This is a genomic window from Candidatus Salinivivens marinus (assembly GCF_965655845.1).
Lineage (GTDB): Bacteria > Pseudomonadota > Alphaproteobacteria > Rhodobacterales > Rhodobacteraceae > Salinivivens > Salinivivens marinus.
This window is the reverse complement of record NZ_CBFHHX010000002.1, coordinates 143,116-158,631: the sequence shown is the minus strand read 5'-3', so window position 1 is coordinate 158,631 and position 15,516 is coordinate 143,116. Positions and strand designations below refer to the sequence as shown.

14 protein-coding genes are annotated in these 15,516 nt (G+C 41.4%); 2 read left to right on the top strand and 12 right to left on the bottom strand.

Annotated features, from left to right (window positions below):
• Positions 1-75: 75 nt before the first annotated feature.
• The 8 genes from ACTF5Q_RS03000 to ACTF5Q_RS02965 form a co-directional block, all read right to left on the bottom strand.
• Entirely contained in the window at positions 76-1,335 is a 1,260-nt protein-coding gene (locus ACTF5Q_RS03000; protein ID WP_438953218.1) for a molybdopterin-binding protein, read from the bottom strand.
• Positions 1,332-2,219, bottom strand: coding sequence for a hypothetical protein (locus tag ACTF5Q_RS02995; protein WP_438953217.1), 888 nt, complete (start codon positions 2,217-2,219; stop codon positions 1,332-1,334). The genes ACTF5Q_RS03000 and ACTF5Q_RS02995 overlap by 4 nt, the downstream gene beginning before the upstream one ends.
• Positions 2,212-2,712, bottom strand: a complete 501-nt coding sequence (gene mobB / locus ACTF5Q_RS02990) for a molybdopterin-guanine dinucleotide biosynthesis protein B (protein WP_438953216.1) — start codon at positions 2,710-2,712, stop codon at positions 2,212-2,214. The genes ACTF5Q_RS02995 and mobB overlap by 8 nt, the downstream gene beginning before the upstream one ends.
• Positions 2,709-3,332, bottom strand: a complete 624-nt coding sequence (mobA, locus tag ACTF5Q_RS02985; RefSeq protein WP_438953215.1) for a molybdenum cofactor guanylyltransferase MobA — start codon at positions 3,330-3,332, stop codon at positions 2,709-2,711. The genes mobB and mobA overlap by 4 nt, the downstream gene beginning before the upstream one ends.
• A complete protein-coding gene (gene fdhD, locus ACTF5Q_RS02980) occupies positions 3,322-4,173 on the bottom strand; it encodes a formate dehydrogenase accessory sulfurtransferase FdhD (protein ID WP_438953214.1) in 852 nt (283 codons plus the stop codon). Before fdhD ends, mobA begins: the two co-directional genes overlap by 11 nt.
• Before the next feature lie 195 nt (positions 4,174-4,368).
• The gene (locus ACTF5Q_RS02975) at positions 4,369-4,506 is read right to left on the bottom strand and encodes an aa3-type cytochrome c oxidase subunit IV (RefSeq protein WP_438953213.1); all 138 of its coding nucleotides are present in this window, start codon (positions 4,504-4,506) and stop codon (positions 4,369-4,371) included.
• An 86-nt stretch (positions 4,507-4,592) separates the two neighbouring features.
• Positions 4,593-5,618 carry an MBL fold metallo-hydrolase gene (locus ACTF5Q_RS02970; RefSeq protein WP_438953212.1) on the bottom strand — a complete coding sequence of 342 codons (1,026 nt, stop codon included), beginning with the start codon at positions 5,616-5,618 and terminating at the stop codon, positions 4,593-4,595.
• Position 5,619: 1 nt separating this feature from the next.
• Positions 5,620-7,341 carry an acyl-CoA dehydrogenase gene (locus ACTF5Q_RS02965; protein WP_438953211.1) on the bottom strand — a complete coding sequence of 574 codons (1,722 nt, stop codon included), beginning with the start codon at positions 7,339-7,341 and terminating at the stop codon, positions 5,620-5,622.
• 110 nt (positions 7,342-7,451) lie between these two features.
• Between ACTF5Q_RS02965 and ACTF5Q_RS02960 the strand changes: the two genes are divergently transcribed.
• Complete coding sequence (locus ACTF5Q_RS02960) at positions 7,452-8,390, top strand: L-threonylcarbamoyladenylate synthase (RefSeq protein ID WP_438953210.1); 939 nt, start codon at positions 7,452-7,454, stop codon at positions 8,388-8,390.
• Between the two features lie 81 nt (positions 8,391-8,471).
• Entirely contained in the window at positions 8,472-9,272 is an 801-nt protein-coding gene (locus ACTF5Q_RS02955) for a protein-disulfide reductase DsbD domain-containing protein (protein ID WP_438953209.1), read from the top strand.
• Here ACTF5Q_RS02955 and ACTF5Q_RS02950 read toward each other — a convergent pair.
• From ACTF5Q_RS02950 to ACTF5Q_RS02935, 4 genes are read right to left on the bottom strand one after another with little or no spacing between them, the layout of a single operon-like run.
• Positions 9,269-12,664: an efflux RND transporter permease subunit gene (locus tag ACTF5Q_RS02950; RefSeq protein ID WP_438953208.1), complete on the bottom strand. Its 3,396-nt coding sequence runs from the start codon at positions 12,662-12,664 to the stop codon at positions 9,269-9,271. The two genes, ACTF5Q_RS02955 and ACTF5Q_RS02950, sit on opposite strands and share 4 nt — an antisense overlap.
• A 9-nt stretch (positions 12,665-12,673) precedes the next feature.
• A complete protein-coding gene (locus tag ACTF5Q_RS02945; RefSeq protein ID WP_438953207.1) occupies positions 12,674-14,131 on the bottom strand; it encodes an efflux RND transporter periplasmic adaptor subunit in 1,458 nt (485 codons plus the stop codon).
• Between the two features lie 56 nt (positions 14,132-14,187).
• The gene (locus tag ACTF5Q_RS02940) at positions 14,188-14,730 is read right to left on the bottom strand and encodes a molybdenum cofactor synthesis domain-containing protein (RefSeq protein WP_438953206.1); all 543 of its coding nucleotides are present in this window, start codon (positions 14,728-14,730) and stop codon (positions 14,188-14,190) included.
• Positions 14,730-15,506, bottom strand: coding sequence for a uracil-DNA glycosylase (locus ACTF5Q_RS02935; protein WP_438953205.1), 777 nt, complete (start codon positions 15,504-15,506; stop codon positions 14,730-14,732). Before ACTF5Q_RS02935 ends, ACTF5Q_RS02940 begins: the two co-directional genes overlap by 1 nt.
• Positions 15,507-15,516 lie beyond the last annotated feature (10 nt).

The following is a 15,516-nucleotide window of genomic DNA, read 5'->3' as shown; positions in this document are numbered from 1 at the left end:
GAATAAAAATTGTCCAGCTTTCAAATCACATACTCATGAAAATTTTGTGGCCTACAATAAATACTGTTGGAAAAACTAATCCAGATACGATGAAAATGGGATATATTTCACGTTTTCCCCGGGCATCACAGACAATTCATGCTCTGGTAGATCTACAAAACCTTCTGCCCACGAAAGACCACTTATTCGTCCAGATCCTTCCGATTTAAAAATATCTACTTTGCCATTTCGAATTCTTGCTCGAAGGAATTCGCGGCGACCAGCCTTCTTTGATTTTGAAAAGTTAGCCGGCAATTCAAACGATAATGGCTCCAACCAATTACTACCTGAAAAAACATTAAGTGCTGGCTTTGCAAAAACCATGGCACATGTTCCTGCTGCAACTGGATTACCAGGCAACCCAAAAACTGGCTTACCATTGTATACTGCTAATATCAGTGGGCGCCCTGGTTTAACCGCAATACGCCAGACCGCAAGGCTATCATTTTTTGTTAGTATAGCAGACATGTGATCTTCCTGACCAGCTGATGCACCGCCTGAAGTTATTATAACATCTACCTGTCCACTGGCCTTTGCTAATTCAGTCTCAATATGTTTTCTATTATCCCTAAGAATACCAAAGTCGATTACATCAAAGCCCCATTCGTCCAAGAGTGAATATAACAGCGGACGATTAGCATCAAATACTTGCCCGGCAGAGGGGTCAACATCTGAATTGATGACTTCATCACCAGTCGAAAATATTCCAACCTTGAGCCTTGAGTATACAGTTATCGACGAAACACCAGTGGAAGCCATCAATGCAATATCACCTGGTGTAATTCTTCTTCCTTTGGGGAGTATTAATGTATTTTCTTCAACATCTTCACCTAGATCCCGAGTATTTGATCCAGCTTTAATTGGGCCATAAAAACTTACTTTACTGTTTTCGGAAACAGTGTCTTCTTGTAAAATAACCGTATCAGCTCCAATGGGCATTTTGGCACCAGTATATATTGGCAGAGCATCCCCTTCTGTAATTTCTCCAGAATATGGATGCCCAGCGGCAGCTCTACCAGGCAAAATTGTAAGGCTTATTAGGCCACTTTTTTTCAAATCTTTTGAATTAATGGCGTAACCATCCACAGCCGAATTTGCATGAGGAGGACTGCTAAAACCAGCATGAATATTTGCAGCCAAGACCCTCCCTATGGCATCTTTTGCAGACAGTTTCTCGGTTTCAACCAGACACTTTGAAACCGATTTTAAACGCTCTAGGGCATCATCGACGAGGGTCCACTTTGTTCCTTGAGGCAATACAAAGCAATCGTTTTTTAAAGGAGGTGGTTTCTTCATTGGCCAACCCCGATTCCTTGACCAAAAATCCAACCTTCTTCACTTATTTTCTCAGAATATTTACTTAGGTCTAAATATGATTGAAACCAAGGGGCTCCAGCAGAACTTAATAATAAATCCGCCATTAATTGCACTTGGCTGGCGTCCTTTATGTTATATTGTTGATCAGGATACAAATCGATTAATTTTTTTTGCGCATGACTGTCAAAGAACATACTTGGATAAATCTCACAGACAACAATTTTATTATTAGCTAGGAATGCTTTTGCGTCGAATGGCCAGAAAGCTATGTCCTCACCAAACTCTAATGCTAAACGATATAAATATGGCACACCTAGAAAGGTCTGAGAGCCTACGGCACCAGTCGTGTAAAGCTTCCAGACTGGTTGTGCGGCAGTAAATTGCTCACATATACGGAATTGTGGCAAATTATGTTCTTTACACTCCGTTCCTTTAGCTGGCAGATTTGGTAGCTTTAGATTGGCAGGACACCCCCAGAATGGGCCAATGCCGCTAAATAGGGAATTTATTTTGTCTGCTACTAAAAATCTATTGTTCACGTTATTCGCATCGTCTCTAACTTCATCAAGGAACCATTTCCACAGAACCTTTATATTCCGCTCCCCTACCAAACTTGACAAAAAACCTGTCGGAAAACCAAATGAGAAGTCAAAGCCAACTAATTGGCGCTTACCTTTTGCAACATTTTTTTGGAGTTCCCCCGTCAAATATTCGTATGCAGAAAATCGAGTCCTAAAATATTTTGGATGGTGTTTGGTTTCAATCGTATCTTTTTGGGCAATAAAAATAGAATCTGCAGACGGCTTCTTGGGGCTTGGTCGCGATCTTGCTGACCAATCTATAGCAAATACGTGATCAAACATTTAAATCTAAAAAGCCTGATATGAAATCAGCTATTTCAGAAGTATTATTCAAGTCAAATACAGGTATTTTTAAATTGGTCAGGGATGTATCCGCCGCAACTGCAACGATCGACTCGTCCTCTCTGGCTATAGCACTGGTCCCAGTCTCTGCTCTAAATGCCTCTATTTTAGGATGCCGGTCTCTTTTAAAACCCTCGATGATAACCAAATCAACTTTCTCAACTTTTTTTAATATTTCGGACAATTCTGGTTCATCTTCATCTCTCAATTCGTGCATTATTGCCCATCTATTTTTGGAAACGAGAAGCACTTCTTTAGCTCCAGCAGCCCTATGGCGATAACTGTCCCGACCAGGATGATCAACATCAAAAGTGTGATGTGCATGCTTTACAGTTGAAACACTCAGCCCTCGAGATATAAATTCACTAACCAGCCGTTCAACAAGTCCTGTTTTTCCAGAGTTTTTCCAACCCGTTACCCCAAATACTTTCATTTTTTTGTCCCTAAAAGTCGCTCTGCCCTTAATAAATCATCAGGCGAATTTACATTGAAGAATGGATCGAATAAACCTTGATCAAATTCAACACATCTACCACCGTGTTGATCAACCCAAAAGACAATTTTTCGCAATCCATCCACAAGAGCATCCTCTAAATTGTCAGCAAGTGATACCGGCCAAATGCCAAAAGTGGGGTGTCGACGAACTTTTCCTTTTTCATCTCGTGTAAAAGCTAAAGCTAAAGGATATTTCATATCATCAGTAGCATTTATTAACTTTTCAACCAAATCTTCCGGAAAGAACGGCGTATCGGCTGCAACTGAAATTAAACAATCAGCATTTAAATTCTGAGCCCATCGCAACCCAGACAAAATTCCGGCTAATGGTCCCAAAAAGCCTGGTAAAGTATCCGAAACAATAGGCAGCCCGTAACCTAAAAACTGCGAGTTATCGCCATTGACATTGAGCACAATTTTAGAAGTCTGCGGCTGTAATCGTTGGATCACGTGGTCTAGCATCGGCAATCCGTCAAGCTTTAACAATGACTTGTGACCTCCACCCATTCGACGGGCCAGACCTCCCGCTAAAATGACTGACGGCGGCCTATTTGTCATCAGCGTTCTCGCCGTCAACATCCCAAATAAGGCGATCAGATCCGGACAGACATGTAAATCTTTGACCTCTCATGCGACCAATAAGCGTCAAATTAACTTTAACTGCAATTTCTGCACCCCATGCTGTAAAGCCTGACCTTGATACCAAGATTGGTATTCCCATTTGAGCAGTTTTAATAACCATCTCAGATGTCAATCTCCCAGTGGTGTACAGAATCTTATCACTACCACTTACATTATGGGAATCCATCCATCCCGCGATTTTATCAACAGCGTTGTGCCTACCAACATCTTCCATGTAGACCAATGCCTTATTTTCCTTGCACAGAACCGTTCCATGTATTGCGCCAGCTGCCAGGTATAGTGAAGGTGTCCTATTTATTTTGTTGGATAAGTCATAAAGCCAAGAAATCCGCAGCTGGCTTGTGGGAAGCTTTAAGCCCTCCAAACCCTCCATCATATCTCCAAAAACTGTACCTACAGCGCAACCGCTTGTTCTCGTTTTTTTCTTTAGCTTTTCTTCGAAGCTAGTTTCACTTTCAGTTCTTACGACAACCACGGCCAAGTCGTCATCATAATCGACAGATATAACCGGATTCAAGCTATCAAGCATCCCTTGATTCTTAAGGAATCCAACTGCTAAATACTCAGGATAATCACCAATTGTCATTGCTGTTACGATTTCTTGACTATTTAAATAAATCGTAAGAGGCTTTTCCTCAATAACCTGACTTATAAAGGAATTACCCTCATGGTCTAAGCCTTCAACGGTTTTAGTCAATTCCACTCCATCTGGATTTGGAGCTATTATATACTCGTCAAGTAATTCTTTTTTTATCAAACCAAATTATCCAGTTGATCAAAACAATATTTATTAAACTCGTTTACAATATTATTCGATTGTGAACTCTATATCTTAGAACTCATAGTAAAATCGAAACTAGGTATTTTCACTTAGCAAAACGACCTGTTGGCCCAAAGCTATAAACGACACTGCTAATGCATTCACGTCCCAAAACCCAGGAAGGTTAAATATTTATCCATTAACTAAAGCTATAAATATTAGTGCCAAAATGCATACAATAACTGTTTTAGTCGTCCAGTTTATAAAGCCAGCAAATGTTTTTTCCTGAACTTCTGTGTCCATTGACCCATGTTTGTGTTCTGTAGTCATTTTAAATTCCTTCACTCTCGAATTTTGTTTAACTAACTTTAAAATCGTTGTCACCCACGAAGTTAGATAAAAATTGCCGCACTTTATCATAAAGTTTGATATCTAAAGGCACCGTTTTTATCCAAAACTCTAGATACTGTACCGTCTGAGTAAAGGTAATTAACATGTGCAACCGCCTCTACTAAAGCCAAACCATACTCTGACTTTTGGATACTTTTTCCAAACAGAATACTGAAACACTCTTCGGCAGTGTGAGGCTTTTCTAAAAAATTTATCAGACGATTAAGAGCAAGTTCATGATTTTCTACCATTTGCTTCAATCGGAATTTTAAACCAGTAAATGGTAACTTATGACCGGGTAAAGTAAGATGCTTATCTGAGGCAAAAGCAGATAGTTTATGACAAGTATCAATCCATTCTTTTACGGGGTTAGCGTTTGGCTCCGTGGCATATACTCCCAAATTCGGACTGATAGAAGAAATAATTTGGTCCCCAGCAATCACAATATCATCTACATTGGACCAAAGCGTTGCATGTTCAGGCGCATGGCCATTTCCAACCCTTACTTTCCAAATACGATTTCCAATCTCAATTTCTTCATTATTTACAATTCGCCGAAAACCAAGCGGAAGGGCAGATACAGCATCAGCAAAATTGAAGGGCTTTCCACTCTTCCGCTCCTCCATAATATCCGAGCGCATTCCCGCCTGCGTCCAGAACTCTATCGTTTCTGGAGGCGGCACCTTTTGCTCATCTAACCGCAGCATACGGGCTGTAAGCCAAGCCGTGCGGGTCATCCATAAAGAAACCTTATATTCTTTTTGAAACCAACCGGCCAACCCTACATGATCCGGATGGTGATGAGTAACAATTAATCTTTGGATTTTCTTTCCAGCCATCGGCCCAGAAAAAATTTTTTGCCACATTTCTCTCGTTTTGTTAGTCGAAAGGCCTGTGTCGACTACAGTCCATCCATTATTGTCTTCAAGCACATACACATTTACATGATCTAAAGGCTTAGGTAATGGCACACGAAACCAGAAAATTCCGTCAGCGACTTTTAAAGGTTCAGCAAACTCAGGCGGTGCTTCCCAGGGGTGGTTTATCGTCACCTCAGGACCCAACTAATTCATCTACAGAGAAATTATAAATTTCGTTAGGATCGCTTCTTGCAGCAACAAGAAAAGAAATTGCCTCTGGTAATATTCTTCTGATATAAAAATTGGCCAACTTAGTCCTAGGACCATTATCGCCTTCAACTACTGCAGCTTTTAAATGATAAAAACCACCTAAAACCCTAGCAAATCCCATAAGAAATGGCATCGCGCCTCCAAAACGATCCGACACTTCTTTCTTTGAAATTAAATATTCAACAGTTTCACGAAGCGTTTCATTCGCCAACCCCAAAAGTCCGGATAAGTCTTTTTTCACGCCCGATAGATTATCAATATATTCTTTAATTTGGTTAATAATCTCATATGCGGTTTCACCATTATCCATCATTTTCCTGCCAACCAGATCCATAGCCTGAATCCCATTTGTTCCTTCGTAAATGGCGGTAACCCTCACATCACGACTAAATTGCGCAGCACCCGTTTCTTCAATAAAGCCCATACCACCGTGGATCTGAACTCCTAGGTTCGATATGTTGATCCCTATCTCGGTACCAAAAACTTTCGTTATGGGTGTTAAGAACGCAGCTTTGTTAATCCATTCAGGTTCCCCAGTTGCATTTGCCATGTCGATTGCTTTAGCATTTTCTAATTCAATTGATCGAGAAGCAAAAATATCAGCACGCATTGATATTAACATTCGGCGAATGTCAGCATGATCAATTATTGTGCCATGTTTATTTTGAATAGTTGACTTACCTTGCTTGCGGTTCAATGCATACTCGGTGGAGTGCTGAAAAGCTGCTTCAGCAACACCAATACCTTGACCTCCAACACCCAGCCTCGCATTGTTCATCATGGTAAACATAGCCCGCAAACCATCGTTTGGTTCACCGATAATCCAACCAGTGGCGCCCTCGTACTGCATTACCGCAGTGGGACTACCATGTAGCCCCATTTTATGTTCCAAGCTGACCACTTTTAATTTATTAGAAACACCAGCATTTCCCTTGGCATCTGGAAGTTTTTTAGGAACAAGAAATAAAGATATACCCTTAGGCCCAGGCATAGCTTCTGGCAACCTCGCCAATACGAGGTGAATTACATTTTCTGTGAAGTCATTATCCGCCCACGAGATGTAAATCTTTTGTCCAGTTATTGCATAAGAACCATCTCCGTTTGGCTCTGCCTTCGTAGATAACGCTCCCACGTCTGAACCTGCATGAGGTTCTGTTAAATTCATTGTACCACACCATTCGCCCGAAATCAGTTTCGGCAAATATATAGACTTAATTCCCTCGTCGGCATGATTTTCAATTGCCTCAATCTGACCCTGGGTCATCAAGGGGTTTAACTGTAAGGAAAGGCAAGCTGCGGCCATCATTTCATTAACACAAGCCGTTAATGTCTGTGGTAGTCCCATTCCGCCAAACTCCGGGGATGCAGAAGTAGAAATCCAGCCACCTTGAGCTACTGCGTGATATCCATCCCCAAAACCAGGCGAAGTCTTAACAACCCCATTACTTAAAATCGCTGGCTGTAAATCACCTACCCTGTTCAAAGGTGATAAAACATCGTCGCACATACGCCCCGCCTCAATAAGAATTTGAGAAACTAATTCTGCATTAGCGTCTTTGAACCTTGATGTTTGAATAACTTCTTCATAATCGATAATATTATCTAATATAAATTTGAATTCAGAAACAGCGGCGCGCGTTGGCATAAAGATCCTCATCAATTAATTAAACGTAATAAGCGTGGGATGCTACCAAGTTCAGTGAAAGAATTCTAGGATTGGATCAAGGAAGACGCCACGTCATAAGGAAGCATTTCGTGAAAACTGAAAACCTAGGGTATAGTCAGTCAGACATAGAAAAAGCCGTATCAATTCTACAGCTAGGTGGACTTGTGGCAATTCCTACAGAAACGGTCTACGGCCTTGCGGCAGATGCTACCAATGAAGAAGCAGTTTCAAAGATATTTAAAGCCAAAGGACGACCTGCTTTTAATCCGTTAATAATTCATGTAAAAAACATCAAAATGGCAAAACAATATGTTCAATGGAACGAGGCCGCTGAAATCCTTACAAAGAAATTTTGGCCCGGCCCGCTGACAATTGTTTTACCATCAACAAAAAATTCCCAAATTGCTAAAACAGCCCGTGCGAATCTTCCATCTGTTGCGATAAGAATGCCCAGTCATCCAGTTGCGTTAGAAATTTTACGTCAATTTAATAGGCCATTAGCAGCACCATCCGCAAACCTATCGGGCAAGATAAGTTCTACTTCTATCGACCATGTTTTAAAAAACCTAAATCAAAAAATTGATGCGATTGTTGATGGTGGAAACTCCGCAGTGGGTGTTGAAAGCACAATTGTAACACTTACGCGCGTACCTACCATTTTACGAACCGGCTTTATAACTCCTGAAGCCGTTTCGAATGCATTGGGCGCAAAAATAGCAAATTATGATAACGAAGGCCCAATTATCGCACCAGGCCAATTGAAATCCCATTATGCTCCAAAGGCTAAGTTGCGTCTTGATGCAATAGATTGGAGGCAAGGAGAAAAAAAGCTAGGATTTGGTGACGTTGAATGTGATATGAATTTATCCAAAGGGAAAAGCCTAAGTGAAGCTGCTCAAAACCTTTTTAACTTTCTCCACATCTTAGACAGTTTTAATCCAAGAACAATTTCTGTTAGCCCAATTCCAAACGAAGGAATTGGGCTTGCCATTAATGACCGTTTGAAAAGAGCCTCAATACAAGAATAAAAAGTTATAAAAAAGAGCTTCAAAATAATACTATGTTTATTTAAGCTTACCCAAGCAATGCAGGTATCTAAGCTCATCTCTATGAAAATATTTAAGTTTGGAATACTCGTTTTTGGGTTTCTTATTTCAAGCTCACTGATTGTTCATGCCAATGGGCTCGTAAGTGCAAAAATTACTGATGGTTGGATCGAAAAAGATCAGAAGCTCATTTTTGGTTTAAAAATTGATTTAAATAAAAACTGGAAAACCTATTGGCGTTTACCAGGAAATGCTGGTTTGGAGCCTTTATTCACCTTTGACAAATCTGAAAATGTACTTGCGGCAAAAATTATGTGGCCTTCACCCATTATTTTTGGTGACGATAATTTATGGTCTATTGGTTATAAGGACAGCGTATTAATTCCCCTCGAAGTGACACCAATCGATACTTCGAAACCTATCAAGCTGGAAATACAGGCTGACATTGGACTTTGTGAGGATGTTTGCATTCCAGTTACATTAAACGTTTCTTATTTTGCAACACCGGGTCAAAACCAAGAAAATTACGAGATTTTAGGTGCTATATTATCAGAACCAATTAAATCGGATGATATAGGTTTTCAACCTCCCCAGTGTATCATAAAGAACGGTGAACTAATCATAGAATTTAACGAAAAGAACGTTAAAACAGGAATAGAAAATATCGAGCTTTTTGTGATCGAAGTAGGGAGTTCAGTGTTTTATGTAAAATCAAAAAAGGCATACATTTTTGATGATCGCATCACAGTCTCAACAAAAAATAGTGTTGAGACCGAACTGCCTGGAGTAATCTCAAGAGAAACAATAAAAACCACAATTATTGGATCTAACCAATCCCTAGAATTCGTAGGATGCTCCGGTTAGCCTCTTTGTCTAGAAGTTTTTACTGAAGTGATTGCATTTACCGCATAAAATATGAAAAGAATGGCTAGAACGCCTAGTAAATACAGGAGAAAAGCCGAAGCCAGACCTCCAAAATTAAAATTTGAAATGCCCAGCTGTGAAAAATCGACTAATGAGTCCCCTATTAGTATTTGTGAACCGACAGTTGCACTCAGCCAAGCAACTATAAAAAACGCTGTAGTATAGAAGCCAAGGCGAATTCTCAAATTTCGAAATTTTAAACCATGACGCAAAGCCACAAAAAACCTCTTTAGATCCCCTTGCATTGCAACCAATGATGGAACTACCAATAGCACTAATAACATGCCAAAGCCTAAACCATAGACTAAAGTTATTACAGTAGGTCGTAAAAATTGTGCTTGTGAGGAGTTTTCATAAAGCAAAGGAGCCAAGCCCAATACAGTTGTTAAAGTGGTGAGAACTACCGGACGCAGCCTATCCTTAACTGCATCAACAATAGAAGGGACAATCCCTCGATCGCGGGCGTACTCATCAATGCTTGTAATTAAAACAATGGAATCGTTGATAATTATTCCCGTCATGCCAAGCAAACCAACGACAGAAAACATTGAAAGTGGAACATCCCAAACATAATGACCCCAAATTGCTCCCACAAGCCCAAACGGTATTACTGCCATGACTACAATAGGCCGTGTCCAACTCGCAAAAACCCAAGTTAAAACTAAATAAATTCCAATCAGACATGTAATCAAACCAATGCGTGCTTCATTTAAAAATCGATCCTCCTGCTCCGAAAGACCCGCAAGCTGCCATTCAATCTGATATTTTGACGCCAAATCAGGCAAAATTTCATTTTCTAAGGTTTCCACGACCTGCTGAGCGGCTTTTGGATCATCCTCAGACACATCTCCTGTCACGGAAACAATCCTAATACCATTTTCACGCCGAACAGTAGAAAAACCTGCCTGCCTATCCACACTCACTAAATCAGCCAGAGGTGTATATGATCCATCAGGTGCTCTCAGAAGCATTCTATCCAGGAAATCTGACGTCAACTCACCTTCAGGTAGCTTTACGCTTATCGAAGCACTACGAGGTCCGACCGGATAGGTTGCTGCCTCTATACCATTAAGACGACTCCTTAAAATCGCACCAAGACCATCAATTGTAAAGCCAATTGCTTGCCCCTGAGGAGTTAATTGAAGTATTAAATCATCTTTGTCGTAAGCCAAATTATCTTCAAGTGCAGACACTTGAGAATACTTGCTTAGTTCGTTTTTTAAATCTTCAGACGCTTCCTTTAAAACCTTTGATGACGACCCAAATAGTTGAATATCTAGAGCATCTCCGCCAGGACCGGCTCTCCATCCCCTGAAAGATATTTGTTCCAAAAGAGCCGTACGCGGAACGCGATCACGCAATTCGCCAACAAAGGCAAAACTAGAATACGGTCTCAGATCTGCGTCAATCAGCTCAATACCAATGCCCCCTAAAAGATCCTTTGATTTATTCTCAGTACCGGACAATCCACGCCCAGAGTTACCACCAACTTCAGCTAACAGGTATTTAACAGGGTTTTTACCATGTTTTTCTTCATACTCTTTCGCAAGATCTTCTACAGTCTTCTGGAGAGTTTTCATCATAGCCAGAGTATCTTCTCGTTTGGCCGTATCAACCATTGCAAAATTACCAGTTACGGATGATTGCTCTGGGGCATTAAAAAAGCGCCAATTTACTTTGCCTGAGATAACCATTGTAACCTGAGATGCCAAGATAGCAATTGCACCTGCCAATACAACATATCTAGATGAAATTACCAATCGAGTGAAAGGACCAAAAATCTTTTCTCTGAACCATTCAAAGCCAAAGTTTACAATACGCGATGGCCAGTCATACCAATAATTATTTCTAACGTGTTTAAGCGAGTGTGCCATATGATTTGGTAAGATCAGAAAACATTCCACTAGGGAAGCAGCCAATACTGCAACCACAGTGAACGGAATATCCGCGATCAAGTCTCCAAATCTTCCTCCGATTACAACTAATCCAAAAAACGCAATAATAGTGGTTAAAGTAGCCGCAAAAACAGGTAATGCCATTCGCTTTGCCGCACTTTCAGCCGCCTCATAAGGCTCTAATCCCATGCGGGCTCTATGATCGGCGTGTTCTCCAACAACTATGGCATCGTCTACCACAATTCCTAACGTAATTATTAGAGCAAAGAGTGATATCATGTTAATGGTGATCCCCGCGAAGTACATCACGGTAATAGCGGCTAGCATTGCTGTTGGAATACCTGCAGCCACCCAAAATGCTGTTCTAGCATTAAGAAATAAGAATAGTAGTAGAACTACTAATCCTAAACCAGTAAGACCATTTTCTAGCAGCATTTTCAGACGGCCAGTAATATAATCAGCACGCGTCCTAATTAGGTCAACGGTCGTGCCTAGCGGTAAAGTCTGCTCAAACTTTTTAGAAACTGTTTCTACGGTATGCTGTATGTCTATAGCATCACCCTGTTGCGAGCGATCAACACGGATGCCTATAGCTGGGTTGTTTCCAACAAAATATGATCTTTCTCGATCTATTCCACTCATTTTAACTTCAGCAACGTCAGACAAAAGCAAAGACGAGCCATCGGAGTTTAGTCGAAGCACAATATTACCAATGGCGGTCGCGCTGCGTTTTTCAACGCCAGTCCGTACACGTGCATTTGCCCCTGTCACGTCTCCGGCCGGACTTGTGTCTACTTCTTGAGAAATCGCGAGTGCTATTTCTTTCATCGATATGTTATAAAAGATAAGGTTCGCTGATGGCACTTCTACCAGTACTTCGGGCGCAATAGAACCTTGAATTGTAGTTCGAGTTACACCCTCATCAAATAACCGAGACGTAAGCTCATCTGCAAATAACCCTAACTGATCAACAGCAACTGGACCCGTAATTATAACATTAGCAACCCTGTCCCGCCAATTACCTCTAATTATTGTGGGATCTTCAGAATCTGAGGGAAGGACAGTAACTTGATCAATTGCGGTCTCGACATCCGCTTCCGCCCTTGCCATATCCCACCCCGGCTCAAATTCTAAATTTATTCTCGCAGAACCTTCTCTGGATGAACTCGATGCATCAGTAACACCTTCGATCCCAAGAAGTACTGGCTCGAGCAATTGAACGATACCCGCATCTACATCCTCGGCACCTGCTCCATTCCATCGAACTCCAATAGAAATATCATCTACTATAACATCAGGAAAAAACTGTGCTCTCATATTTGGCAGTGTCAGTAGTCCAGAAATCACCAAAACTACTAATAGTAAGTTAGCTACCGTCTTGTGACGTGTAAAATATGACAGGATGCCGCCTGCTCCTATGGGTAAATCACGCACCATATCTTACGTTTAGCCTCCCATTCTACTTTCTATGCGCGCAACGACATCAGCTGGCACTTTGGGTTGCGTGAGCTGCCCAATTATCCTTTCTTTCGCCGACTTAGGAATGTATCCGTTCGTTTCTATGGCAGAAATCAGCTTTGCTCGCCGTTCCTCAGTCAGCTCTAGCATTTCTACTTCCGCTACTTTATTTTCTTCTCCAGAACGTATTGGTTTAACTTTAATTCCGGCTCCCAACACTGGTGAACGCTGAGCAACAATTTCTTTCCCAGTCAAATCTCGGCTACGAACAATAACCTCATTACCTTGCCGTCTCATTAATTTAACCTGAGCTTCTTCCAATCGTTCACCCTCACCCAAAATTAAAACGCTGTTACTTGCATCAAGTGCAGTTGCAGGCAACGCGACTACCCAATTTAAAGTAGGCTCTTCAACTTTAACCGCCACAAAGTCACCAGGTTTAAATCCCACGGATTTAGTCAACTTAGCATATACTTGGCGGCCCGTTTGACCTTTTGCGACTGAAGCACTGTCACGTATAATTACACCATCGGCTGTCAAACCCTGATCTGTGTTGGTCAAAGCAATAGAAACAGGTGCCTTCAAAAGATCTCCATTATCATCTAGCAACCTTGTGTATTGCTGAGTGCTGATCTTAAAGGATACTTCTAGAACTTCCGGATCGATTAGCTGTCCTAAGCGCTCATTTGCGGATACAATACCTCCCTTTACCAAGGATACACCGCTCAGCAGCCCAGAAAATTCAGCATAAAGTACAGTATCTTCCAATTTTCTTTTGGCATCGTTTAGGGCAAGTTCAGCCCTTACTAGGCGCGTTTCAGCTTGAGCTCCTCTATTCTTAGCCTGATCAACAGCCGCTTTTCGGGAAAGTACCGCTTGCGTAGCTGCTGAAGCCGCCAACTCAGCATTTTCCAAAGCTGCCGCGGTTCCAACACCACGTTTTACCAAATCTTGCTGTCTTTTTAGAGCACGAAGTCTTAGCTCCTCTTGCTCCTCCGCGGCGGCCAATTCTTCTTTTGAAAAAGACAGATTACGGCCAGATTCTGACACTTCATTTTCTGCATCAATCAAATTATTTTCTGCTAAATCCACAGCCGACTGGTAATTAGAGTCATCTAAGCGTATTAACAACTCCCCACTAATTACGCTGCCACCTTCAACAAAATTTGTTGATAACTCTTGTATCTGTCCACCTGCCGCCATCCTTAAATCTAATGTCTTTCGACTTTGGATTTCACCAAAAGCATTCAGCGTAGGATTCATACTAGTAATTTCAGCAGGAACAACTTTTACAGTAAAAGTCCTCTCGCGCGCTTTCTGCGCCCTAGGTTCTTTGTTGACACGGTCCTGCACCGCAATTTTTATAGTATTTCCGGCAAGTCCTAACAAACCCAGTGCGAGCGAGAATAAAAGAAGACCTATCAGTCCTCTGCCTAAGAACCTCATAATTAAGTCCTACTCAGTTAATTCTATCTAGCATACGGTCCAAAGCAACCAATGGATCACTTACGCCGCATGTGCTCATCCAATCTCGGCATAATTTCAACAAAGTTACAAGGCCGATGCCTGTAATCGAATTGTTTTTCAATTATGCCGTCCCAAGCATCTTTGCAGGCGCCAGGACTTCCCGGAAGGGCGAAAAGATACTTACCACCTGAAACACCTGCGGTGGCACGCGACTGTATCGCGGACGTACCAATTTTTTCTATGCTGATCATTGTGAATAATGTTCCAAAAGCGTCAATTTCTTTTTCATAAATCTTTTTGTGCGCTTCAACCGTAACATCTCTGCCTGTCAAACCTGTGCCACCCGTCGAAAGAATTACATCTATATCATGGCGCTCCACTAATGTTTTCAACTGTATTATTATCTTTGCCTCGTCATCTGTTGTTATCTCTCTTGCATTTACGAAATGACCGGCACCTTTGATCCTTTCTGACAAAACATCTCCGGACTTATCTTCACTTAAAGATCGCGTATCTGAAACTGTTAGAATGGCAAAATTTACGGGAACAAATTCACGTTTCATATCTAACTTTGACATCAAGTAAAAACCTTTTCTCTGAGAGATAATAAGTCAAACCAAGCTTCGCGTTTTGCTACCGGGTTACGTAATAAGTAGGCAGGATGCAACATGGGCAGAACGGGAAGTCCAAATGCCTCAGCCCAAATACCTCTGATCTTGGTGATCCCTCGACGCCCAATTAGAGACTGACAACTAATGTTGCCCATTGCTACTAATACATCGGGCTTAACTAACTCTATGTGCCTTTTTAGAAATGGTAACATCATGTCTATTTCATCTTGAGTTGGCTCACGATTTTCCGGTGGACGCCAGGGCATTACATTTGTGATATATACAGATTTTTCCGCATCACTCGCTTCTCTGCTTAATCCTATAGAGAACAGCATTTTATCCAAAAGCTGCCCAGCGCGTCCGACAAAAGGCTCACCCTGAAAATCTTCTTCTCGTCCTGGAGCCTCACCAATAATCATTATTTTAGCAGATGGAGAACCGGCTGAAAAAACTGCATTTCTAGCTCCATATTTTAAATCACAGTGTGGAAAATTCTCAATTGCAGCTTTCAGTTCTGATAAATTTTTTGCATTTGCAGATACCATAACTGCTTCATCAGTTGGATTATCTGGTATAATATTTACAGGATTATCTTTCGGCTCAGAAGTCTTTGGACCCGGATTCGCCTCGACCTTGCTTTCGAACCTATTAATTGGTCTCTCAGAAATAGCCTCTGAAATGCCGAGCTCTACGTGCCATTCTAAAAGCGCTTTCGCACTTTTTAAGTCAAAAACCGATTCCATCTTTTGAATT

Excerpts from the sequence above, each read along its gene's own strand:
- ACTF5Q_RS02945 (WP_438953207.1), bottom strand. The coding sequence starts at position 14,131 with ATGAGGTTCTTAGGCAGAGGACTGATAGGTCTTCTTTTATTCTCGCTC.
- mobA (WP_438953215.1), bottom strand. The coding sequence starts at position 3,332 with ATGACAAATAGGCCGCCGTCAGTCATTTTAGCGGGAGGTCTGGCCCGT.
- mobB (WP_438953216.1), bottom strand. The coding sequence starts at position 2,712 with ATGAAAGTATTTGGGGTAACGGGTTGGAAAAACTCTGGAAAAACAGGA.
- ACTF5Q_RS02965 (WP_438953211.1), bottom strand. The coding sequence starts at position 7,341 with ATGCCAACGCGCGCCGCTGTTTCTGAATTCAAATTTATATTAGATAAT.
- ACTF5Q_RS02995 (WP_438953217.1), bottom strand. The coding sequence starts at position 2,219 with ATGTTTGATCACGTATTTGCTATAGATTGGTCAGCAAGATCGCGACCA.
- ACTF5Q_RS02940 (WP_438953206.1), bottom strand. The coding sequence starts at position 14,730 with ATGTCAAAGTTAGATATGAAACGTGAATTTGTTCCCGTAAATTTTGCC.
- ACTF5Q_RS02935 (WP_438953205.1), bottom strand. The coding sequence starts at position 15,506 with ATGGAATCGGTTTTTGACTTAAAAAGTGCGAAAGCGCTTTTAGAATGG.
- ACTF5Q_RS03000 (WP_438953218.1), bottom strand. The coding sequence starts at position 1,335 with ATGAAGAAACCACCTCCTTTAAAAAACGATTGCTTTGTATTGCCTCAA.
- ACTF5Q_RS02950 (WP_438953208.1), bottom strand. The coding sequence starts at position 12,664 with ATGGTGCGTGATTTACCCATAGGAGCAGGCGGCATCCTGTCATATTTT.
- ACTF5Q_RS02975 (WP_438953213.1), bottom strand. The coding sequence starts at position 4,506 with ATGACTACAGAACACAAACATGGGTCAATGGACACAGAAGTTCAGGAA.
- ACTF5Q_RS02955 (WP_438953209.1), top strand. The coding sequence starts at position 8,472 with ATGAAAATATTTAAGTTTGGAATACTCGTTTTTGGGTTTCTTATTTCA.